The following is a 21460-nucleotide window of genomic DNA, read 5'->3' as shown; positions in this document are numbered from 1 at the left end:
GCTTCTTATAGCATCCCCTTGAATGCTTTTCTCACCTAATTTTTCTTACCGCTTTTACCGCTTGCTATTCTGCTCATTTTTTTGATTCCATGTCATGCTACCTTACTTATTCATCGCCACCAACCACTTTCGGAATGCACAAAAAAAGCCCTCGCTTTTCGCTTGGACTTTTCTTTGAGCAATGACTTTATCGTCATTACTTTATTCTAGCATATTTAGGCCCGCTTGTATCTCTTTTCTGGAGTTTGCTTTGTACTCACAATCGTTTTCTCCATCTTTGGTCGTCTTGCTTTGTGGCTCTTGATATTACGCTTTACCTTGTAGTCGTTGATACCCATTGCGTACATCACTAAACTTATCAACATTGACGCTAAACCCGTAAATACGGGACTTACGATGTACAGCACATCTCCTGCTGTTCCCGTCATCATACTTGGAACACTCATCCCAAATAGAAACATATCTAACATCGTCATCAGGATTAAGCCTACATTCGACTCTTTCAATGTTCTTGCGGACAAGGCACCAAATACTACTGCCAATACATTGATTCCTATCATTACTTTTAAACTAAACATCTTTCTTACCTCGTCTTTCTTTGCGCTTTTCTATCTAACTACGGATTAACTCGGGATGTTTACATCTCACTTAATCCTATGTCCTTATTATGGCATCGCTAGCCTTATTGGCAAGCTCTGACGGATTGTGATTTTCGCTTGGTTTTGTTCGCTATGGAATGGATATTTGCAGTTCTTTCATCTTTTACGAACTTTCTAACGTGGCCAACTTCTATCATCCCCCTTATTGCCGTCTAATCCTCCGTGGCCACTTTTCTTCCTTCGGATTTATTACCTACTTACTCCTCTTTTTCGCAAAAAAACAAGCGCCAAAAAACGGCGCTTGTCGGGTGTATCTTAGTAATATCCTTTAAAGTTTCCTGAACGTAATTCTTTTTCCCAACCTTCAATTTCTCTCTTCAGTTGGTTAATCCACTTATAATCTGGATTTTCTTTGCTTTTCTCAAGTTCAATTAGGTTACGGTTATGATCAATTTTTTCCTCAAGGTGTCCCCGCCACGTTTCTTCACTTACAGGTTTTTCTTCTTCTCCCTTGGAAAAAAGCCAGTTTAGTAATTTTTTTATCATCCTTCACCCATCCCTTCTATAACTTTTAGTATGACTGTCATTAAGTGAGATATCAAGACTTGGACATATATATATTTGCGTTTTTGGAAAATATATATACATTTACAAATCACGATAGACACATGCTTTTCTCTTATTCCTTATAACCTTATTATGACACCCTCAATAGGATTGGCAAGCTGTGACTGATGTTGTTTCATCGGTCTTTTTTCGACTTATTATTAAGGTATAACAAAAACAAGCGCCAAAAAACGGCGCTTGTCGGGTATGTAAGTTTGTGCTATACTTACCTTGAAGGTAAGGAGCATAGCAGAAACGATAAGGCTACATGCAAACTTACGAAAAGTGTTCGTTTCTCTGTACCGTCAATACATTGTAGCGACACTTGAAACAAAAATGTTTCTATTAGTATCACCTCCTCTCTTTCAGAGAGTGTGTACTGGAAGTACGAATAGAATTATAGCAAAAAAAGGTCAAGAACTCAAACTTGACCTTTTTTATTTAGTTTTTAACGATGGATTTATACCTTTTATGTCATTTCTTCGCATCTTTTTTTATGTTAACTAAAAGTTTTAAACCCTGTTCAACGAAATCAGAATTAGCATCATTTAAACTTTTTAATTTTCGAAAATGATTCCAAAAAGCGTCACACAATGCCTTTTTAACTTCATCCGGGGTTGTTTTTTTACGTACATCGAAATTGAGGTAAATAGAAAAATTGCTAAAGATAAACTTATACCTGTATTTTGCACGTTCAAAAAAATTCACAGCAACTCCACAATAATAAAATTCAATTTCAGTTTCATCGAGGTAATATTTTATTAATTCCGCAATTTCCTCACCATTTAGACCGTTTTCTTCATTTTTCTTCAGGAATTCTTTCTTGGCTTGTGTTAATTTCATTAAAAACTTCTCCTTTTTGACTTTCAATCTGATTATTGACAATTTCAACTTTGCCATCAGCAACATTTAGTGAAATTTGAGAGCCATCTTTCCAACCCATTAGTTCGATAACTTTCTCAGGTAATTGAATGCCTAAATCGTTACTACCCCATTTATTAATATTTAGTTGTTTGATGTTGGCATTAACCGAAAAATCTACATTGCCTGTATTATATTTAGCGATGCCGTATTTTCTAATCGTACTTTGAACGACTTCATTGATGTTCTTGTCAGAAATATAAGGAAATAAACCGAGTTTAACATTATTAACACTATCCTCAATAAAGAAACATGCGTTACTTCTTTCAATATTATTTGAAATTTGATGAGTCTGAATATTTGTTTCAGGTAACGCCAATTCATTTTCAATAGGTTCGATTACACCTAAACAAATAAAGCCTGTAATGTTTGCTTTGATTTTACTATCAATAACTTCACTTCTTGCTGATTGGCTAGCAAGGATTAACCTAATTCCAGTTGACCTACTTATTTTTAAAATGTATTCTAAGCTATCAATCGGGTTATAACTTTCATCAAGGTTAGTATATTTAAATGAGTTAGTAATAGCAGGAAATTCATCAATTACAACTAATAATTCAGGAAGCTTGACACCCGTTTCTTCATAGTACTCTTTAAAATTAGAAACGTTAGCTTCTTTGAATAAGTGGATACGGGTTCTAACCTCATTTTCGATTTTTTTAATCAGTATAGTTGCACGTTCCAAACAATCATTTACTGGTGGAGTATACATAAACGGACTATCTTTCCAAATTTCAAAAGCATGCCCCTTACCATCAATTAAAACAAATTTTAAATCATCTGGAGTTGTTGTTAAGGCTAGATTTCTCAAAATATTTAAGACAAATGTTGTCTTACCTATACCTACTAACCCAGTAATGAGAATGTTCGGTGTAAAATCACCCATCTCAAGTATAATTGGTTGGTCTAATGCATCAATACCGATTGGAACATTAATCGAGTGACCATAAGATTTATGCGGAACAAATTTAAGCTTGTCAACATGACGAACATCTAAACTTGGCGCAAGATCTGTATCACAAAATGCGTCGATTTCGATTGAATAATCATAGACATCTGAATAAGCATAGACAGAAGTTTTTCTTACATTTGCACTAGTTGGATAAGAACATACATCAATAAGTTTGTTGATCATGGAGCTAGTAATTTTATTAGGCACTCCCTTTACTTTAAAATTAAAGTGAAGTAAGTTGTAATTAAAGCTCGAATCAACGAGTTTTACTTTACATTCAAGAGAATTTTCAAGAGTCTCTTCTAACATTTTACCTGTAAATTTAAGTTTGTCTTTCATATACTTTTTATAAGTAGTTTCAAAAATCATATTTTTCCTCCTCGTAAATACCTTTAGGATTTTTTTACAGCAATACGACAAGACGGATTTGCACCGTCCACTATTAACGAATTATTGCACTCACAACTCAACTCAAAAAACGCAATAATCTTGAAGTGCTATTTTTTGTCGTACCACAGGCAGTTTTTTTAAGTCAAGTCATTAACTACCTGAAAAAAGTCAACTCACAACACAAATCACGCTGATTATGTGTTATTTATTTGTCAAAACATTTTTTAATAGCTCACACTACTTTTTAAGTAGTTCAAGTCATCACCTGCACCGCAAATAAATGCGTCTGTTCCACCAGTAAAGCAGTCGAAAGGCGGTGATTCACCTCTTAAAAAAATATTTTGTTTTTTGGTCTTACGACCAATAACAATAGGACGGATTCGCACCGTCCGCTAGCCGAAGCTAACGCTACTTGCTACCGTTCTTCATTGGTAAAATTAGAAAATTCATTGTAAAGTAACCTAATTTCATTTTTTATTTCTCTCTTTTCTGCTTGCCGTTGTCATCATTACTTTCTACATTGTTCTTCTTATTCTCAGTTTTTTTATCAATAACTTTAAAAATATTCCAGAAGAAGAAAAACGTTATAGCAGATGTTCCAAAAACAGTTACTACACTTTTGAAGAGTGCGTAGAGCGCTTCATTGCTTAGCATAATTATCACCTACCTCAGAAATACGCCAGAATTAAACATAGGTAACTGGCATTTTGAAATTTTATAATCTATATTTTCAGCTTGAATGGATAATACCACATCTGCTGTTTTTTACTGTTTTTCGTTATTATTCTCAATATTTCGTTGATCCATGAAATCAGAAAATCTTATGAGTGCAATCATCTGGTCAACTGTTGTTGTTAATTCATGCAATGTATCGCTAATTTCTTGCCAATCTGATTCCGTATCAGCTTCATTAACATTTTGTGCGGTATTTGATAATTCTTCTAAAATATTATTTGCATTCTGTTTTTTAATTTGATGAATTTCTTCTTTTAATGTCAAAATACGTTTCTCTACCATATATCATTTTTCCCTTTCTAGTTGAATTACCAAAATAAAAATCGAGTTAAGCAAGCTTAAAGTTTTCACTTCAAACCCCTCACTAAAGTAAGGGGTTACTGTTGACCTACTTCTAATTTTTTCCTTATGAACGGAACAATTTCAGTGACCATGATAGCATTAACTCTCTTTTGTTGCTTATCTGAAATTGCACTTCGCTTATTGAACATACTTACTAGAAATTCATAATCATTCCTAGGATTATTTTTATTGTATTGTGTAGGTTTAAATGCACCCTTTTCAAATAGCATTTTTAACAACTTTTTAGAAAAAACATCTGATTTTAGTTCTAAGTATTTATACTTTTTGTAATAATTAAGTAAGAACAGGTATTGTTGGTAAGCTGTAGCATCTTTCCTAAGATCATCACGACCAAACCGGTTGATACATTCGCTACCAATAGGACTTAAGAAATTACCATTTTCAGTATTCTGAATCGTAAAAATATACTTGAGCCCATGCTTTCCACAAGTACAAGTTGTGCTAGACGAATCATCTTCTTCAACACCAACAACATCCCATTCTGCAACTGCCATATCCCATTCTTTGTTATTGGACAGGCTGATAACTTTTCTTTCTAGGTTTTCTCTATAATTCATGGGCTATAATTCCTCGATTTCAACGTCAATTTTGACTTTAGCCATAGTTGGTTTTGTCAATCCTACAATATTTTTTCTAGCGATAACAAAAGTCCCATTATCTTTCATATCACCTACATATTCCCCCGGAATTTCACTATTTTCCTCTTTAACAAAACAGTTTGTTACCGTTAACTTTTGCGTCTTAGAGTTAATAAGGTGGCTTAAATCAAAATAGAAAAGTACAAGTTTATCCTGAATTGCTTGCATGTTAATTTGTACTTCTTGTTCTAATGTCATTTTCATAAAAATTACCTCTCTGTATCTTTTTTAATGAGTTCAATGAATTTACTTAGGGATTTTACACCATCTTTGTCTAAAAGGACGGTTTCGATGCGAATATGTCCATTCCCTAATTCTTCTGCTACTAAGGTACTATCACCAAAAACGTTAATCTTTTCTAAAAACAATCTGTCCCTATAGGTAGAGATAGCATACTTTTCCTTAAAATTTCGTTCTTCTTCAATGGTTGTTAACTTTGGCATCTTGTCTCCCTCACTTTTTCTATTGAAAACTTTCCCCTTTTCGCTTAGAATAAACATGTACTGAATCACTGTTTTTTTAAAGAGTTACCTCTCTTTCTGTGACAGTACATTCTATCTAACTTCGTCCCCTGATTTAATATTAGGGGGCTTCTTTTTTATCAATTTTCAAGCAGTAACATTCCTTCTTTGCTCTTGTGATAAATCCTTGATTTTCCAACTCATCATATACAAACTGAGGAACATCTTCTGAAGTGTGAAATTCATACTCACCACCGATTACTCCATAAAGTGTATCGTTTAGACACCTATAATCAATCACATCAGAACTGTTTTCCAGTAAGATAGCTAACGTGCCATTATAAGCATTCCCTGAGTAACTCAGCGTATCATATTCATTAGTAATGCCATCTGTTTCGATGATGATTGGCATCGTCAAGTTGATTGTTCTCATAATCATCGCCACTGCTATATAAAATGTAGAATAATATAGAATGTCGAGTACCTTATTCTATATTATTAGAAAGATTATATAGTTTTTCCTTTCTTAATTTTATTCACTATCGTCAACATTAATATTCCCCACATTCTAATAAAAGAATGCAGACATTGACCAACTCTTATAGCTTTCTAGAAACGACTGTTTCTAAGGGCATACGTCTTAACGAAACATTAAGACGTCTATTAATAGCCATGCCCACTTAATAGATTATTTATTGCGCTAATGCAAGTAAATTCATCACCGCATTAACATCACGGTCACAGACGAAGTTGCATTCATAACAAATGTATTCATTGTGCTTAGTACCGTGTTTTTTATTACCGACAAGAGTAATTTTATCCTCACCAGTTTTAACGTGTCCACAATGGGAACAGCGTTGAGTACTAGGATAAAAGCGGTCGGCTAAGATTAATTCCTTGCCATACCAGTCACATTTATAGCTCAAAACTTGTTTGAACAAGCCAAACATTGAACGCTGTAAACCTTTGGAGGCCACATGGCTCATTTGCATGCCTTTAACATTTAAATCTTCAATCACAATGGTATCGTATTGACCAACCAATTTAGTTGTAAATTTGTGCATCAGGTCATGCTGAATATTGGCTACTTTGCGGTAATCACGTTGCAACTTGGCTCTCGTTTTAACGTAATTATTTGATTGTGTAGCTAATTTACCATTAGCGTTCCGCTTACGAGCTAATAAACGCTGATAATGTTTGATGCGCAAGTAAAGTTTTTCAAGTCTTTGCGGTAAAGTGTCAATGACACCTTCGGTGTAATTAAGGTGTCCAACATTAACGTCAACTGCCGTTTTCTTACCAGTTTTACCTTTTTCTTGAACCTCAATTTTAAAGGGCAATGAAGCATAATATTTTCCATTTTCTCGATAAACAGAAACCACACCTAATTTGCCGTTTAAGGTTTTAGCTCCTTTAAATTTGACTGGTTGCCAATCTTTTTTAGAAATATCAGCATAATGTGGTCTGTCTAATAACAATTTATTTTCGATAATTTGTGCTCTATCAGTTTTAAAACCTTGTCTAGGAGCTTTCTTAGACTTAAATTTAGGCATGCCCCAATCTGGCTGAGCCTTATTAAAGAAATTAGCCCACGCTTTACCTAAGTCACTAATAGCTAATTGTAAACAACGTGCTGAAAGTTTATCTTGCCAATCTTGTTTTTCATTAACCATAATATTCCTAACATTTTGAGCGCTAGGACTAGGACACAATTCAAGCAAGTTTGCTTCTTTTGAAGTAAAATCAATGCTTTTTCTTTTGGCTTTAGGCTTTCTTAGTTCCTTTGCGTATAACTGCAATTTTTGTTTAAGCTCATCAGAAAACATAACTTGTCGGTTGAAATACAAATCTTGCCATAGTGCTAAGCCTTGATTCCAACAATAACGACGATAGTCACATAAATCATCTAAGACCTGTTGCATTTGAGGACTAGGGTATAATCTAACTTTTTGTGTTCTAACAACCATTATTTTCACCACCTTTCAAAGATTTATCAATAACATATAATTCAATAAAATGACACTTTATTCTACTTTATCGTTAACAGTTAATTTCTCCTTATTTTAGGGTTATCCGACTAATTGTTGTGTTGCTTGCTTTTTCTTTTCTTCCCTAATCAAGTACTCCATGTACCAGTCAATCATTTTATGTCCAATAGTTTCGGGAGTTGCTAAGAAGCTACCCGCTTTATCCTTCACTCCGAATTTCTTGATACTCTCCTCGTTGTTATCAAACATGAACTTAATTGTTTTATCTGAGTAATTAGATACTTTTAAAAAAAGGGTTGTTTGTCTGCGGTATTCCTTTTCATCTGCTGTCATAAATTTGTTTGCTTTTGTCATATTCTTTTTTCCTTTCCATACTTTCTGGCCTAATCATAACAGTCTATTTATTAATAGCAAGCTATGACACATTTTTAAAACAAGAAGCTGACCGCAAGCGATCAGCAATAATGAGTCGTCTACCGACATCGAATTACGTACTTGTTCTGGCACGAGTATTCGCTAATCTTTAGATTTCTCTTTGTTCTGATTGCTTATTGTTACTAGCCTTCCCGTTGACCCAATAAGCTATATCATTATCACCTTTGACAATGATAATGATTATCGGCATTTCGATAGGGCTGCCATCCCATAAAAAGTATGATTAACTTCCTATAATCACATCAACTATCTTATCTTCACTATCGAGAAAGACAAGTATTGACAGAATTTAGTAATTGGCGAAGAAATCAGTATTTGATATCTTACTTTCGACATTTTCATCTTTCGCTGATTCATCTGTGATTAAGTCCCAAATATCACTTCGCTTCATCCCCGAAACATCACGGTAGACAGGAATTGTCATCTCCTTATCGACAAAGTGGTATTCATCTACAATCCAAACACTTTCATCCGTATCGGTATAAGTAACCATCACAGAAGCCATCTTATTTGACGTAGTTTCAGCTAACGAGTTTCCGTTGGTATTAATGGTGAAGTAACCATCCATAGGAAGGTTCTCTTCTAAACGATATTCAACAGCAACAGACAGTTTTCCTTTAATTGTATCGTTAATATAGTTATTAATTGCCCTAGCACCGATATTTTTAGCATCTTTACTTATGATATCTTTAGCAATCATGACAGATACAATATCAACATTATTAAACCGTTTAAAGTCTAACCCGTAGTTACTCCATTCCTCAGATGTTAAACTTTCTGGAATTTTAACATCAAAACCTAACTCTCTTTCTTCATCAGCAAACTTATTCAGCTTTATATTAGCGATTGTTGCAAATGAAGTAGGTTGAAGTGGGAAGAATGGAATAATACTAAACCGTTGTAAAAATTCAGGAGGTAGTCCGTTATTTTCTCCTTCATTCCCAGTAACTAAGGCATTTTGAATATTCATTGATTGATCTCGCCATTGTTCTTCAAGGGATGCTGTTAACACATCCGGTGTATCAATTTCATCTAAGTGCATGGCTTCAGCTGACTTAGCAATTTGACTCGCACCCAAATTAGAAGTTGCAATAACAATACATGAACTAAGTGAGCGTTCTACTCCGTGGCTATCACGGACAATACCATCATCAATTAGTCGCATACACGCCTTGGCCATATTTTTATCAGCTTTTTCAATTTCATCGATTAAGATGATTCTTGATTTATCTGTTTGCACACTATCACCGATAAACTGAGTAGCTTCTGTGACCGCTTCTGGAGTTAAGTAATCACCACCATTGAGCGTTAAGATTGCATCCTCCCGACCGAAAATAGCCTCAGCTAAAGATTTAACCGATTCGGTTTTACCAATCCCAGTAGTTCCTACTAATAGTAGCGTCATAATTGGTTTACGATAATCACGCTTAGTAAACCGAGCTTTCCGAGCTGTACCAACCATAGTATTAATTGCTAAAGGCTGACCTTTAACTCGTCTTCTGATAACTTTTTGCACGTGTCTTGAATTAATGTTTAAGTCAATCTTGATTCCGACTCCCGCAAAAGCTTCTACTACATCTTGATGAGTAACATCCCTTTTTTCACCTGTACGGTGGTATTCTTCACGACAAATTCCACAAATGGCATCCATGACAGCTAATGACTTAGCAGGCTGAGGTTGATTGCTTATCAATTGCGTTGATAACGTGACAATTTCTTTGATAATCCCGTCACTGAACTTAGGAATGTAGTCCCACTTCTTGGTGAGGTCTGCCAATTGACTCTTTACGATTTGAACTGTAACCTCATCAGTAGGTGGAACTAATACAACGTTAGAGAACCGCCTTTCAAACGCTCCGTCTTTTGCAATACTATTTTTGTATTCATAATCAGTAGTAGCGGTGATAAGCTTAGCTTTACCACGAGCCATCCCTTCTTTGAGGGCGTTCATTGCCCCAGAAGATCCTTGCCCTTTTGCTGATTCCCCATAGTTATTTAACTTGTGAACCTCATCAATAAAAATGGCCAAGTCATACCGATTATTAATAACAACAGAGCGTGTGTAGCTTTCAAAATTCTCCTGATTATGTTCTTGTAAGGTTTCTAGTGCTTTTTTAGATAAACTCTTACCGTCAAGAGTAAACTTACCATCCTCTTCTTTTACGGATAACGAAAAAGTATCTGTTTGCACCCTTTCAGCTGTGGGATTTTGTTTAAGTAATACATCAATTTGCACATCTGATAAGACAGATAAATCAATCTGCTCATTTTCGAGATGTAACACATCAGTTTGTATTCTTTCCCCTTTATTATCTATTAAAAGGTCTTTGATTTCTTTTGATGATAAACCAAGTAAGCTAATTTTATTAGCTTTGAAAAACACTTTATCATATACGCTTACTAAAGCATGAGGTGTACTGTTTATAACTTTTTCAACTTCAGTTTCAGTCATTCCCGTTACATCTATTTTTTCGTATTCATCATAGTTTGAAATCAAAGTTTGATATTCAATTTTAACTAGATCCCGCATTAAACTTTCCATTCGAGAAACCATTGTCCTACCGGGTAATGCACCAATGCTTTCAATAGCAACCCTAATCACTAACGCAGGTGTCTGTGATTGTAGGTGATCATACGTAAATTTCTCAACAGTGGCTGTTTTACCAACCCCCTGTGGCCCAACCAAAATAATATTGCGAGTCATAACTTGTTCTAGTTTCTGGTTAATTTTCAGTAAAGTATCTTCATAACCCACTAAAACATTAGAGGCTTCAACCTTTGACATCGAATAATTATATTTTTCATCAATATCTGCAGGAATTACTAGCCTCAAATCATTCATCTCTTGTTCTACATCGTCTGATTTTTTAATCTCTGTCAAAAATTTCATCCCTCTCGCAATCTAACAACTTAAAGCATAGCTCAGCAACTTCATTGAATTGTTTTAAACCTTCTAAGTCTGCTAGACATATATTTTGCACAAAGTCAACTGTACCATTGTCTAGATGAACAATAACGAGTGTAACATCATCTGATTTAACATGATACTCAGTGCCTTTAGCAATTCTTAGTAACAAGCCTTCTTCAGACTCACCATCTACAGTTGCTTGACCGCCGTGAACTAATTCAATTTCAAAACCTAATTCTTCTAGCTTCTTTTTAGCATCTTCTCTCATAAAACCCTCCATAGTTTTCGCAAACCAAAAATTGACATTACAGACATAGCAACAAGAATTGAACAAACTAAAAAACTAGCAATGCTTAAAGCACCTTTTAGTGTGAAAATTGCAATTATTGATAATACGGTAAAAACAAAGAAAACAATACTAAAAGCAGTCATTAATGCAGTTATAGTTTTAGCGTATTTAGCGTAACGTTTACCGTTTTTATCATGAAAAATTGCCCTAAAAAAGAATTCATCCTCATTGCTATCAAAAACAATAATTAAAAACAACCAAATGAAGCTTAAACATATTCCTAAATTTAACAACCAACTAGGGATGCTAAACGAAGTGTTTTTTGCCGTTTGACTTAATTCTGACCAATTAGGCAATACAAGTCCAAACAATATTCCCGAAAATAAAAATCCCAAAAAAGATGTGGCTATAGTCATAGTACTAACAACAACTTTACTAATGTTTTTTTCATAAGCATCACCCTCGTAACATATAAAAAAGCTGACTTCTTTCTATTTTTATTTATTCCATAACGTATCTTTGTTCGGAAATACTGGTGTTACACCAATTGTTTCTATGATTAATGAATTCAACATTAGACAAGTTTGTTTGCTTGTACGTATTGAGAGTCAGATAATTACCAAGACAATCCTTGACATAACAAGAACTCCCTGTAAAGCCACTAATATAGCCTTTAAATTTACTGTTCTTGATTCTGACATAATCATTAAGCCAAAATCCTTTAGCAAATTTAGTATTTTTAGCATTCCGTTTACTGGTTATGTTTTTGGCTTTACGTCCTTTACGAGCAGTTGCTTCATGTAAAGAACGTTTCTTTTTCCTAAATTGCTTAAACATCACAACGCTAGTAGGCCTAGAATTAATCTTCTTGATGCCACTAATAGCGATTGCGTCGTTGTAATGCGATTTAGATAAGCTTAAATCCGCTCTTTGAAGTGTGGTAAATGCTCCGTATTGGAAGTGAGCTTGCGGAAAAGCAGTCCACAACCGTCTACGTAAGATATTCATAAAAGTTGCACCTTTCAAAGGCTTAGTTACTTTCTTTTTCTTCTTACATAATTCATATAATTTACCACCTTCAGCGTGATTCTTAGCTGTATGACAATCCGCACAGACTGTTAATAAATTCGATGGTACATTAGTACCACCTAAGGAGCGGTAAATAATGTGATGAATTTTTAGTTTGCCACCTTTTTTCTTGCAGACTTGGCACTTATATTGGTCGCGGGCTAAAACATATTGCTTAACCGTTTGATAGCCGTACAAGTCGCCTTTTCGATAGCCCTCACCTTTAATGGCAGGGTCTTTCATCTTTTGCATATCGAATTTACCAATTTCGATGTGTAATTCAGGGTTTGGTAACACCGATAACAGGTGTTTAATCCAGTTAATGTTGTTATTAACTTTGCTTTGTACGGACGGTGGTAGCCAGTTATTTTTCTTAGTTTTAGTGCGATTTAAAAACCTTGCTTGACGGTATCTAGTTTTACGATTTCGTCTACTTCTACGATAAATACGTCTAGTATCGAGTAATTTCTTAACGTCTTGGCGTAATTCAACTTCACTTTGAAAGAAGACTTTATCTTGACTTGTTACCGCAAGCCCAATATGCCGTTGCCCACTATCGACACCTAGCTTAACTGGTTGCTTATATCCACTTGCACCATATAATAATTGAATGGTGAATGGTTCTTTCTTGATCGGTTTAGCCTTACCGCTTTGTAATAACTTTCTAGCCGTTCTTGGCTTACAAGGCATTAACGCTTCACCATGCTTATTAATAACAAAAACTCGATTTTGCATTTTTTCTCCTTTCATTTTTTATAAGGTAGTTATGACCTTATCACGTAATTATCAGAGAACTAATAATTGCATGTGGTTACCCTTCGACAAGGTTATTTTAGCTTATTAACAAGGTTGACTAGGACGTTAACCTCATCCTTGTTTACAGAGCCTCCATAGAGCTTAGAACTAGGGTATCATTCCAAGGTATGATGACTAAAATAACGTAGTTACATAAATAACTCAGTCTAGACAATAAATTCTGAATTGCTCCAGAATCCTCATCAAAGTGAGCAGGCTTAAAATTTTCATTTCAAGCCCCTTACTTTAGTGAGTGGTTACTGTTGTCTTTCCATTCTATCTAACTTCTTTCTTCTATTCTTTTTCTAAAATTTCTATCTGTGCCAGTTTTTCCTGTAACTCAGAATAGGCTTTTATTTTCTTTTTCAACAGTTCGTTACTTTTCTCGACCCGTTTACTTCTTTTCTTCCAATAATCAGCATCCTTAGAGATTGTTTTCTTATATTTAACCTCATCGAGGACTGCTCCAACACGTTCAACGACTTCTTTTCCATAGCGCCTAGGTTTGGAGCCTGAACCTGATTTTTTAAGAAGGCCTAACTTGTTCATATAGTAGTATACAGTGCCGACTGGTGAATCATATTTGACGGCTATTTCTTTGACTGTCAATCCCAATTTACACACCTACTTTTTAAAAATTAGGTAAACCAATACCAATAGTGCTTTCGTCTTTCTTGACTTTAGTTTGTTCTTGTTGCATATCTGCACGGAAAGTCTTTGAATTATTTCTATGCACACCTGTTACTTCTAGTGGTTTAAACTTAGGCAACGTTCTTTCTAAAACATCGGTATGAATACGGTCTACTTCTTCTAAAAATTCATCATAGTTTAGAGATGGATTTTGTTTGAAAAAATTTTTCAACTCAAGATACATCTCATCTGGAGTGACTTTGTTTTTTTGCATAACACATTTTCCTTTCTTGTGAAATTTAACCGATTATACGGCTTTTAGAGGGATGCTAGGAATCGAACCTAGAAAACTCACCATGAGCATCCCTAATTTTCGCTCTTGCCCTAATGCCTACTGCTCAATATCAAGGGATGAAACTGAGAAACGGGTAAACTTAGTTTGTTCAGGATCAAGAACGTCTTTCTTAATGACGCTATCCTGCAGTTTCTTAATTGAAGCTTGATAGGTTGCAACACTTGCATTCAAATCATTAAGGGTCTGATTAATATCTTGTAATTGTTCTTGTGCAATTTCGTCATCAGGGTTTTCAGCTAAACGACGATTCATTTCAACTACCGTATTTTTGCCTCGCTTAATTTTCTTTTTTAAAGAAGCCAATGTCTTTTTCTTTTTAGAAATATTTTCCTTTATAAATAAAGAGTTAACAACGTCTCTGTCGTTTTTCCAATTTTCTTTTGACCTCTTAGCATTGTGAGCGTTTAAGCGCATATAGAAAATAGGCGGAGTAGTTTGAGATTTACGTGTTGTAGTAGTTGATGATTCTTCATCATCTCCTGCTAATTGTGCTGTAATAGACTTGTCAATATCCGATTCACTAATCGAATCTGTTCCTTCTCTCAAATCGTCTGAAGTAACTAAATAACCACGGTCAACTAGCATCACAATAAAAGCTTGATTTTTAAAACCTCTATCACTGTGTATTGTAAGTACCCCGCTACTGTCAGTACCAAACATCCCGTAACGTAGCTTAACACCCGGTAAATCATTCTCTGGTGTTGTAACTAAACGCAAGATATAACGTGTACCAAAAGATGATAGCTTCTTGTGTGCGACGTCATCGTACTTAATTTGAACTGCCAAAGTTTTACCATCTTCACTTAAAACGGTATTACCTAAGGTCAATTTCCCATCTGTACTTCCCCCCACAAAGGTAAATTAGAACCTTTAACCATGGATGAACGTAGTACTCTAGCGTTATAAGACGATATGTTAGCCCTAATCATGATGAATGAGGCCATTATACCGACAACAGATAAAGCAAGTATAATCGGCATAACCCAGTGCAGTTTTTCATCAGCAGGTTTTTTATACTTAGGACGATATCCTCGCTTCCCTTTCTTTTCCCTATCTTTCGATACCTTTTCTTCTTTTTTCGAGTTTTCTTTGGATTTTTTGGACTCTTTTTTTCGTTTTAGTGTAAACAAAAACAATTATTTTCCCCCCAAACATAAAAATGAGTGCGATTATTTGATAGGTAATCAAATAATAAAGTGACTGATTCATTAAGTTAATATCACCATATTTATTAGTGTTAATTATTATTTTTACAATTTTAGGGCTATAATCGCTATAACCTGTTAATGTAGTTAATCCTGCAATCGTAATTGCAACTTGATTTAGAACTGCAAAATAAGGAATACATACGACAAAAAGCCACCAATTAGTCTTTTTTAACATTTTCTTAGTAAGAAAAGCGCCCCATACAATGCCGACAACACAAGTAGCTACCACCAAATAGTTATAAACATAGGTAACGTTAACCATATGGATAACTGCCTTAGTTGTAACCTTTCTAGATGGATACATCATGATCATTCCAATCCAGTTAGTTGCTGTCATCACTGTTAAGAAACTGCCTAAATATTTTGTGTAAATTGACATCTCCCTTTTTTTGACTATAAAAATTGTAAAAACAATCGCCACAATTAAGCTGACAGCCATCCCAATTGTTAAAACCCAATCAGGGGATGTTTGTAGTTTTAGTGGCGTAACACTAGATGGTTTATTTTGTACCAAGGAAAGTCCACCGTAGACAAGCATAATAAGAGTTGTAGTAGCCAACGTTGCAACTGTACCCGGTAAAGATTTCGCCGAAAAATTAGCGAAAGTAAAAATAAAATAATTTTGTTTATTTCTTTTTTTCATACCTCAATTATAGCAAAATTAATAGTAAATTTAAACACTTGCAAAAATAAATAATTAGTTTTTGATAAAACTTATTGAACGTTAAAAAACTCGGTAAAATCAACGTTTACCGAGTTTTCTTATTTATTTTACTCCTTTGATATTTTTAACTGCATCAGTTAACTTTTGAGTATCTACTTGATCCATAGCGTTTAAAGTTTTCACACTATCTGTAATATCACGAGTAATGTTTAATCTTTCATTAGTGTTATTCGCAACATTTAACTTGTCAATTAAGGTTTTAATATCAGCGTTATTAGATAAGCTACCTAATGAACTTTGAACTTGTTGTGCAAAATTAGCACCTAAATTTCTATTATGTGTTTGCGACATAACATCTAATTGTCGTCTAAGTAGCGAGGCGGTTTCGTTATTACCATCTGCATCTGTAGCTTCAATAGCACTTGCCATGGCCTTTTGAACTTCGTCATAGTTAATAGCTGTTGGAGCGGAGGTATAATTACCCAATGCACTGTTAATACCTCTAGAAATATCTTCTCCAATGTTAGGATTATTCGTTACAGTTTGAGTGATTTGTTGCGCTTGCGTTTGAACACCTGTCGCTGATATTTTTTCAAACTGCTTACCTAATTCATTTGCAAGGTTTGTATCGCCATTGTTGTATGCTTCTCTTTGAACTTCCTTAATGCTTTGTTGAGCAGTTAATAGGTTCTCGGGAGTTGTGTCCATTTGGTAATCAGTAATTTTGCCAACCATCTCTTGAACTTTAGACTCTGAAATACTTGTGCTATCACCTACTACTTGTTGAATATTATCTCTAATCGAACCGATTTCTACTTGATCTAACTTAGAAGTGATATTGTTAATCGTTTCGATTTCTTGCGGATCACTAAGAGTTTCTTTAGCATTGTTCAACATACTTCTTACACCTGAAAAATCAGCATTTTCAGGGTGTAATGTTACATCGTTTAAATCATTAGATAATTGTTGTTTTGCACTATCTGATAATCCGTCAATATTGTCTAAAGTCCCGTCAAAGTTAAGGTTATCAAGTGAGCCGGCATTAACATCGAGGGATGGAATCTTTAATCCTTCAAGTTGACTAATCTTTGCATCAATGTTACTCAATTCTGCAGGAGATGCTCCACTTTCTAACATAGCGTTTCTCAATGTCTTCATACCATCAATGGAGTGATTTAGGTTTTCAGATGTAGGATTTAAGCTGTAATCAGCTAAGGCATCCCGTACATTATTTCTTAATGTATCTCCGTTAGTAATATGAGATAAGTCAAGATTATCTAATTCACCGTTAATTCCTTCGATAGATCCATGATCAATATTTGCTGAAGGTAATTTCAACCCTTCAAGTTTACTAATTTGTGCATCCACATCTTGTAATTCCACAGGAGATGCGCCACCTTCTAACATAGCATTTCTCAACGCTTTCATACTGTCGATTGAGTGGTCAAGATTTTCGGTTGTAGGATTTAAACTGTAGTCAGCTAAAGCATCCCGGACGTTGTTTCTCAAAGCATCTCCATTAGCAACGTTAGATAAGTCAAGGTTATCCAATTCACCATCAATACCTTCAATGATACCATGGTCAATATTTGCTGAAGGTAATTTCAGCCCTTCGAGTTTACTAATTTGTGCATCCATATCTTGCAATTCTGCAGGAGATGCACCACCTTCTAACATAGCATTTCTTAATGCTTTCATGCTGTCAATCGAGTGATTTAAGTTTTCGTCTGTAGGTTTCAAAGTGTAATCAGCTAAGGCATCTCGTACATTATTTCTCAATTTATCACCATCTGTAACGTTTGATAAATCAATACCTTGTAATTCATCGTCAATTTTTCTAGTAACATCTGACACATTAACAGTAGTTTCAGCGCCGTCACCAGTAACATTAACATCTCCAATACCGTTCAAGTTACCAATAGCTCTATCGATTTTACCAAGTTTTTCTGGATCGATACCATCAACTTCCATAGAATCGTGAAGTTTTTGTAGCTTATCTTTCAAAGTATCGTAATTTTCTTGAGTTGGATCATCATTGTAAGCTTCAATAGCCTTCATTACTTCATCCCTATTGCGTATTGAAGTATCACTTAATTGTGATTCATCCACACCCATTAAGTCCTCCGTAAGGTTAGCTAACCCTTGTTTACGTGCAATTTCATCAGCTGATAATGGGCGAGTGCCACCTCTACCAAAGAGACGACCCGCTTGCTTAGTGATACCTTGAGATAGCTTGGAGTTCTTGATAGCTGACACGTCATCCATGAGGTCATCCTTAGCATCAGACCAATTTCCGCCGGTTGAAGTCTTTAACCCTGCCTTACCGCCAAGGAAACGAGCCGCTTTTGAACCTAAGTTATCCGCTTCCCACTTCTTAGCACCTTTTGAACCTGCGTTAACACCTCGTCCACTTGTTCCAATCGCTCTTCTTTCCCATTGCAAGCCGTATGCTTTTGCCGTTTCCCAAGGGAAAGAAAAGACATAAATTAAAGCGGAACGTGCGTTGTTAACATCATTTTTGATTACATATACTAAAACAAATGCTAAAATAGCGGATGCAATCGGAGCTAAAGACGTCATCATCATCATTGCATCACCGGTTAAATTGGTTTTTGGTACTGCAGAAGTTGATATGTTTTTGAGTATTGTTGCAAAAACATTCGGTAATGCTATCCCTAAACCAGATATAAGTTTGGTTGCTAATGAAAAGACAATAATTGTTCCTACTACACCAGAAGAGTAGATAATATATGCTATACCATACTCGAAATCTCCAATCGTTAACCATTTCAAGGCTGTGATAATCGGTTTCACGTTCATTTCAATCAAACCAACTGTTAAAACTGCTAATAATGCCACAAACCATAGAACAAGCGAAATAAGCACTGTACTGATAGCTCCAATAGCAGAAATGAAAGGCACACCTACTAATGAGAATGAGTAGTAATTTACTCGGCTACTATCGAATAAACCACCGATACTTGGCATCCCACGAGCTGGCCCAGATAAGTAGTATTCACCACCTGTTGAATTAAATTTAGTTGACAGAATTAAGTACATACTCTGGTCTGAAATACTTTGAGATCCGTCATTACCACTACCTACAGCGTTGACAATTTGTTCAAGGGATGGTGGAACTTTATTGTAGTAGTTGTTCAAATTTGCACCAGACGTCTTAGAACCATAAATAAAACGTTCTCTCCAAGCTCGAGCAGGAGATACTGCCAAGCCAACACTTGATGTGTTGCTACTACTATTTGAACTAGAGTCAGAATCGGAACTGGAATCTGAGTCAGAATCAGATGATTCGCCATCATCTTTGTAATCATCAATAGCTTTTTCAAAGTTCCAGTCGCCTTTTTGCTTTTCATCATCAATTTTTGTTGGGTCTTTACCTGACTCTTTACTTGAGTAGTAATTATTATCGGTATTTACAATCCATGGTGCAGATTCTCCTCCACTATTTGATTGGGGAATTTGAGCCCAGTTTTGAGCGTAATTATAGTATGATCCATAAGAACCGACAGAATCATTTGTTCCTTCATACTGAATGTATTGTTCAGCTGAAAAAGTATCTGATAGCATATACCTTAATGCGACTGCAGAGTTAGCAAAACTAAAGTTTGCCCCCATATTATCATTTGAAAAGTAGTCACTATTACTGTTGATGGATTTGATTCTATCGGTAGCGGTAGATGAACCATAAGGAACAAAATCATTATCAACATAACCTTTACCGTTATTAGCACTAATACCGCCTGTTTGTCGGTCATTACCATTAGGTGCAAAATTTCTCTTTTTAGCCCAGTTTTCATCATCAATCAAGTAACTTGAATATAAACTGGTATCTTTATTATCACTTGTAAAAGTCAATGCTGTAACTTCATTAATTGCATAAGCGGATAATGCAACTCCAATAGGAACAAGGCCAACCGCTAAAAGGCGACCAATAAGCTTATTTCGATATTGTCTACTATGCCTTCGATATCCGCCTTTCAAATATCCCCAAACACCGAGAACAATAAAAATTGCTAGGATAGTAAACATTGCTTCGATAACATTTTGAACTGTACCCTTACTTATCCCCAGAGTATCACTTAATGATTTGCCTAAACTTTTATCATCTACTACGGAAACATTAGTAAGCCAATCCGCCATCAATGGAATCAAATTAAATTTAGCAATCAATGCCGGAATTGCATAAATTACAGCAGAAAAAATATCGTAGGCAAAACCAAAAACTACAAGTAAAATCCCCAAAAGAAATCTACCGATCATTGGTAAAATGATATTAAACCCTTGGTTTTGCGTTGTGAAATAATTAAACTTTGAATAAGTAGCCATCATTGCTACAAAATTTTTAGCCGACGATTCATCCCCATAATCTTTCCCACTATCTACAATTGAACCGTAAGCAAACGTACCTTGCGCTCCGGGATTGTATTTCTGGGTTAAAAAACTTTTTTGTGAGGTCTGATTCGCTAAGGCGTCGCTTTTATCATTCAATAGGTAATATTGATAAACTGTACCGAACTTGTAGTTGATACTAGCGCCGTCCGCAACATTTAATGCTTGTGAACCACCAAATGATAAGAAGCCTAAAATGACAGCAATGACCACAAATTTACTGTTAATCACTTTCCATAATTTCTTACCTAACAACTTCAATCTGGATAAAAAGACTGCTTTATCAAATTCGGCAAAAGCAAAGGACGCCTCAGCCTCTTAACTAAAGAAATCAATTTAATTCCCCCTTTTTATTTATATTTACTTTATCAGTATAACATTTTTTATTATAAAATAATCAAAATTAATTTGTTTTTATTTTTTGAAAATATAATAAAAAAAGAGCATACCGACCCATTTTTACATGGGGGCACGCTCCTTATTACTAATTTGACAATATCGTTCTACACTAATGCCATCTTCAACAATGTTTCGACGCTTGTATTAGGGTTTTCGCCGTGTTGACTAGCATATTTCGTAATTTTTTCGTATATATCAGCATCAATCTCAACGTTAACATTTCCTTTTTTGTGTCAGAAGAAAAAATAACTTGAGTATCATATCCGATACCACTAGCGTAACGTTTTAATGTCGCTAGACTAGGAATCGAGTCAACCGATTCAATTTTTGCTATTCGGGGTTGGCTCATCCCAGTTCGTTTAGCTAATTCTTTTTGTGAGATACCCAGTTCTAATCGTTTAGCAACTAAGAATGCTAAGCTATCAATCAGTTCCATTTCTTCTGACGATGAACTACACCGCCACTAAAGTGACGGGTTTCTGGGAACACTAAGTAGTGTTTAGGATGTTATATGGTATTCCAAAACCTAACTCACAGAACTTAGCTATCTTACCACGGACAGTTCCTGCCCTACTGGATATTTAATTGTTTTAGACCACGATTTAAGATATTTAAACTAGCGTTTATATCTCTATCGTGGTTTTTGTGG

Annotated in this window: 22 protein-coding genes; all 22 read right to left on the bottom strand. The window is 35.1% G+C overall.

The window, feature by feature from the left end:
- Nucleotides 1-215: 215 nt before the first annotated feature.
- The 22 genes from JCM10991_RS08025 to JCM10991_RS16410 all read right to left on the bottom strand — a co-directional run bounded on the left by JCM10991_RS08025 (nucleotide 216) and on the right by JCM10991_RS16410 (nucleotide 21247).
- Nucleotides 216-560: a hypothetical protein gene (locus JCM10991_RS08025; protein WP_162149511.1), complete on the bottom strand. Its 345-nt coding sequence runs from the start codon at nucleotides 558-560 to the stop codon at nucleotides 216-218.
- 354 nt (nucleotides 561-914) lie between these two features.
- Nucleotides 915-1145 (bottom strand): hypothetical protein, encoded by a 231-nt coding sequence (locus JCM10991_RS08020; protein ID WP_025021102.1) that lies wholly within the window; start codon nucleotides 1143-1145, stop codon nucleotides 915-917.
- Nucleotides 1146-1679: 534 nt separating this feature from the next.
- Nucleotides 1680-2048: a hypothetical protein gene (locus JCM10991_RS08015; RefSeq protein ID WP_025021101.1), complete on the bottom strand. Its 369-nt coding sequence runs from the start codon at nucleotides 2046-2048 to the stop codon at nucleotides 1680-1682.
- Nucleotides 2005-3447 carry an FtsK/SpoIIIE domain-containing protein gene (locus tag JCM10991_RS08010; RefSeq protein WP_025021100.1) on the bottom strand — a complete coding sequence of 481 codons (1443 nt, stop codon included), beginning with the start codon at nucleotides 3445-3447 and terminating at the stop codon, nucleotides 2005-2007. The genes JCM10991_RS08015 and JCM10991_RS08010 overlap by 44 nt, the downstream gene beginning before the upstream one ends.
- A 495-nt stretch (nucleotides 3448-3942) precedes the next feature.
- Nucleotides 3943-4122: a hypothetical protein gene (locus JCM10991_RS08005; RefSeq protein WP_025021099.1), complete on the bottom strand. Its 180-nt coding sequence runs from the start codon at nucleotides 4120-4122 to the stop codon at nucleotides 3943-3945.
- 111 nt (nucleotides 4123-4233) lie between these two features.
- Nucleotides 4234-4485, bottom strand: coding sequence for a hypothetical protein (locus JCM10991_RS08000; protein WP_025021098.1), 252 nt, complete (start codon nucleotides 4483-4485; stop codon nucleotides 4234-4236).
- 95 nt (nucleotides 4486-4580) lie between these two features.
- Complete coding sequence (locus JCM10991_RS07995; protein WP_025021097.1) at nucleotides 4581-5123, bottom strand: hypothetical protein; 543 nt, start codon at nucleotides 5121-5123, stop codon at nucleotides 4581-4583.
- A gap of 3 nt (nucleotides 5124-5126) precedes the next feature.
- Entirely contained in the window at nucleotides 5127-5408 is a 282-nt protein-coding gene (locus JCM10991_RS07990; protein ID WP_025021096.1) for a hypothetical protein, read from the bottom strand.
- 5 nt (nucleotides 5409-5413) lie between these two features.
- Nucleotides 5414-5647, bottom strand: coding sequence for a hypothetical protein (locus JCM10991_RS07985; RefSeq protein ID WP_155889609.1), 234 nt, complete (start codon nucleotides 5645-5647; stop codon nucleotides 5414-5416).
- A 139-nt stretch (nucleotides 5648-5786) separates the two neighbouring features.
- Nucleotides 5787-6098, bottom strand: a complete 312-nt coding sequence (locus tag JCM10991_RS07980) for a hypothetical protein (RefSeq protein WP_025021094.1) — start codon at nucleotides 6096-6098, stop codon at nucleotides 5787-5789.
- 259 nt (nucleotides 6099-6357) lie between these two features.
- A complete protein-coding gene (locus JCM10991_RS07975; RefSeq protein ID WP_035188461.1) occupies nucleotides 6358-7632 on the bottom strand; it encodes an RNA-guided endonuclease InsQ/TnpB family protein in 1275 nt (424 codons plus the stop codon).
- Between the two features lie 102 nt (nucleotides 7633-7734).
- Nucleotides 7735-7986, bottom strand: a complete 252-nt coding sequence (locus JCM10991_RS07970) for a hypothetical protein (RefSeq protein WP_162149510.1) — start codon at nucleotides 7984-7986, stop codon at nucleotides 7735-7737.
- A 391-nt stretch (nucleotides 7987-8377) separates the two neighbouring features.
- Nucleotides 8378-10969 (bottom strand): AAA family ATPase, encoded by a 2592-nt coding sequence (locus JCM10991_RS14550; RefSeq protein WP_025021091.1) that lies wholly within the window; start codon nucleotides 10967-10969, stop codon nucleotides 8378-8380.
- Nucleotides 10956-11264 carry a hypothetical protein gene (locus JCM10991_RS07960; protein ID WP_025021090.1) on the bottom strand — a complete coding sequence of 103 codons (309 nt, stop codon included), beginning with the start codon at nucleotides 11262-11264 and terminating at the stop codon, nucleotides 10956-10958. The genes JCM10991_RS14550 and JCM10991_RS07960 overlap by 14 nt, the downstream gene beginning before the upstream one ends.
- Nucleotides 11261-11701 (bottom strand): hypothetical protein, encoded by a 441-nt coding sequence (locus JCM10991_RS07955; protein ID WP_025021089.1) that lies wholly within the window; start codon nucleotides 11699-11701, stop codon nucleotides 11261-11263. Before JCM10991_RS07955 ends, JCM10991_RS07960 begins: the two co-directional genes overlap by 4 nt.
- Before the next feature lie 85 nt (nucleotides 11702-11786).
- A complete protein-coding gene (gene iscB / locus JCM10991_RS07950; protein ID WP_051527989.1) occupies nucleotides 11787-13088 on the bottom strand; it encodes an RNA-guided endonuclease IscB in 1302 nt (433 codons plus the stop codon).
- A gap of 354 nt (nucleotides 13089-13442) precedes the next feature.
- Nucleotides 13443-13763 carry a hypothetical protein gene (locus tag JCM10991_RS07945; RefSeq protein ID WP_025021087.1) on the bottom strand — a complete coding sequence of 107 codons (321 nt, stop codon included), beginning with the start codon at nucleotides 13761-13763 and terminating at the stop codon, nucleotides 13443-13445.
- A 16-nt stretch (nucleotides 13764-13779) separates the two neighbouring features.
- On the bottom strand, nucleotides 13780-14052 hold the full coding sequence (locus JCM10991_RS07940; protein WP_025021086.1) for a hypothetical protein: 273 nt from the start codon (nucleotides 14050-14052) through the stop codon (nucleotides 13780-13782).
- Between the two features lie 117 nt (nucleotides 14053-14169).
- Nucleotides 14170-14985, bottom strand: coding sequence for a hypothetical protein (locus JCM10991_RS07935; protein WP_025021085.1), 816 nt, complete (start codon nucleotides 14983-14985; stop codon nucleotides 14170-14172).
- A 198-nt stretch (nucleotides 14986-15183) separates the two neighbouring features.
- On the bottom strand, nucleotides 15184-15984 hold the full coding sequence (locus tag JCM10991_RS07930; RefSeq protein ID WP_025021084.1) for a hypothetical protein: 801 nt from the start codon (nucleotides 15982-15984) through the stop codon (nucleotides 15184-15186).
- A 123-nt stretch (nucleotides 15985-16107) separates the two neighbouring features.
- A complete protein-coding gene (locus tag JCM10991_RS07925) occupies nucleotides 16108-20673 on the bottom strand; it encodes an MFS transporter (protein ID WP_162149509.1) in 4566 nt (1521 codons plus the stop codon).
- 259 nt (nucleotides 20674-20932) lie between these two features.
- Nucleotides 20933-21247, bottom strand: coding sequence for a helix-turn-helix domain-containing protein (locus tag JCM10991_RS16410; RefSeq protein WP_025021082.1), 315 nt, complete (start codon nucleotides 21245-21247; stop codon nucleotides 20933-20935).
- Nucleotides 21248-21460 lie beyond the last annotated feature (213 nt).

It is taken from the genome of Ligilactobacillus equi DSM 15833 = JCM 10991 (genome assembly GCF_000615765.1).
GTDB lineage: Bacteria > Bacillota > Bacilli > Lactobacillales > Lactobacillaceae > Ligilactobacillus > Ligilactobacillus equi.
This window is presented reverse-complemented; position numbering and strand designations above follow the sequence as displayed.

Excerpts from the sequence above, each read along its gene's own strand:
- JCM10991_RS08025 (WP_162149511.1), bottom strand. The coding sequence starts at position 560 with ATGATAGGAATCAATGTATTGGCAGTAGTATTTGGTGCCTTGTCCGCA.
- JCM10991_RS08020 (WP_025021102.1), bottom strand. The coding sequence starts at position 1,145 with ATGATAAAAAAATTACTAAACTGGCTTTTTTCCAAGGGAGAAGAAGAA.
- JCM10991_RS08015 (WP_025021101.1), bottom strand. The coding sequence starts at position 2,048 with ATGAAATTAACACAAGCCAAGAAAGAATTCCTGAAGAAAAATGAAGAA.
- JCM10991_RS08010 (WP_025021100.1), bottom strand. The coding sequence starts at position 3,447 with ATGATTTTTGAAACTACTTATAAAAAGTATATGAAAGACAAACTTAAA.
- JCM10991_RS08005 (WP_025021099.1), bottom strand. The coding sequence starts at position 4,122 with ATGCTAAGCAATGAAGCGCTCTACGCACTCTTCAAAAGTGTAGTAACT.
- JCM10991_RS08000 (WP_025021098.1), bottom strand. The coding sequence starts at position 4,485 with ATGGTAGAGAAACGTATTTTGACATTAAAAGAAGAAATTCATCAAATT.
- JCM10991_RS07995 (WP_025021097.1), bottom strand. The coding sequence starts at position 5,123 with ATGAATTATAGAGAAAACCTAGAAAGAAAAGTTATCAGCCTGTCCAAT.
- JCM10991_RS07990 (WP_025021096.1), bottom strand. The coding sequence starts at position 5,408 with ATGAAAATGACATTAGAACAAGAAGTACAAATTAACATGCAAGCAATT.
- JCM10991_RS07985 (WP_155889609.1), bottom strand. The coding sequence starts at position 5,647 with ATGCCAAAGTTAACAACCATTGAAGAAGAACGAAATTTTAAGGAAAAG.
- JCM10991_RS07980 (WP_025021094.1), bottom strand. The coding sequence starts at position 6,098 with ATGAGAACAATCAACTTGACGATGCCAATCATCATCGAAACAGATGGC.
- JCM10991_RS07975 (WP_035188461.1), bottom strand. The coding sequence starts at position 7,632 with ATGGTTGTTAGAACACAAAAAGTTAGATTATACCCTAGTCCTCAAATG.
- JCM10991_RS07970 (WP_162149510.1), bottom strand. The coding sequence starts at position 7,986 with ATGACAGCAGATGAAAAGGAATACCGCAGACAAACAACCCTTTTTTTA.
- JCM10991_RS07960 (WP_025021090.1), bottom strand. The coding sequence starts at position 11,264 with ATGAGAGAAGATGCTAAAAAGAAGCTAGAAGAATTAGGTTTTGAAATT.
- JCM10991_RS07955 (WP_025021089.1), bottom strand. The coding sequence starts at position 11,701 with ATGACTATAGCCACATCTTTTTTGGGATTTTTATTTTCGGGAATATTG.
- iscB (WP_051527989.1), bottom strand. The coding sequence starts at position 13,088 with ATGCAAAATCGAGTTTTTGTTATTAATAAGCATGGTGAAGCGTTAATG.
- JCM10991_RS07940 (WP_025021086.1), bottom strand. The coding sequence starts at position 14,052 with ATGCAAAAAAACAAAGTCACTCCAGATGAGATGTATCTTGAGTTGAAA.
- JCM10991_RS07930 (WP_025021084.1), bottom strand. The coding sequence starts at position 15,984 with ATGAAAAAAAGAAATAAACAAAATTATTTTATTTTTACTTTCGCTAAT.
- JCM10991_RS16410 (WP_025021082.1), bottom strand. The coding sequence starts at position 21,247 with ATGGAACTGATTGATAGCTTAGCATTCTTAGTTGCTAAACGATTAGAA.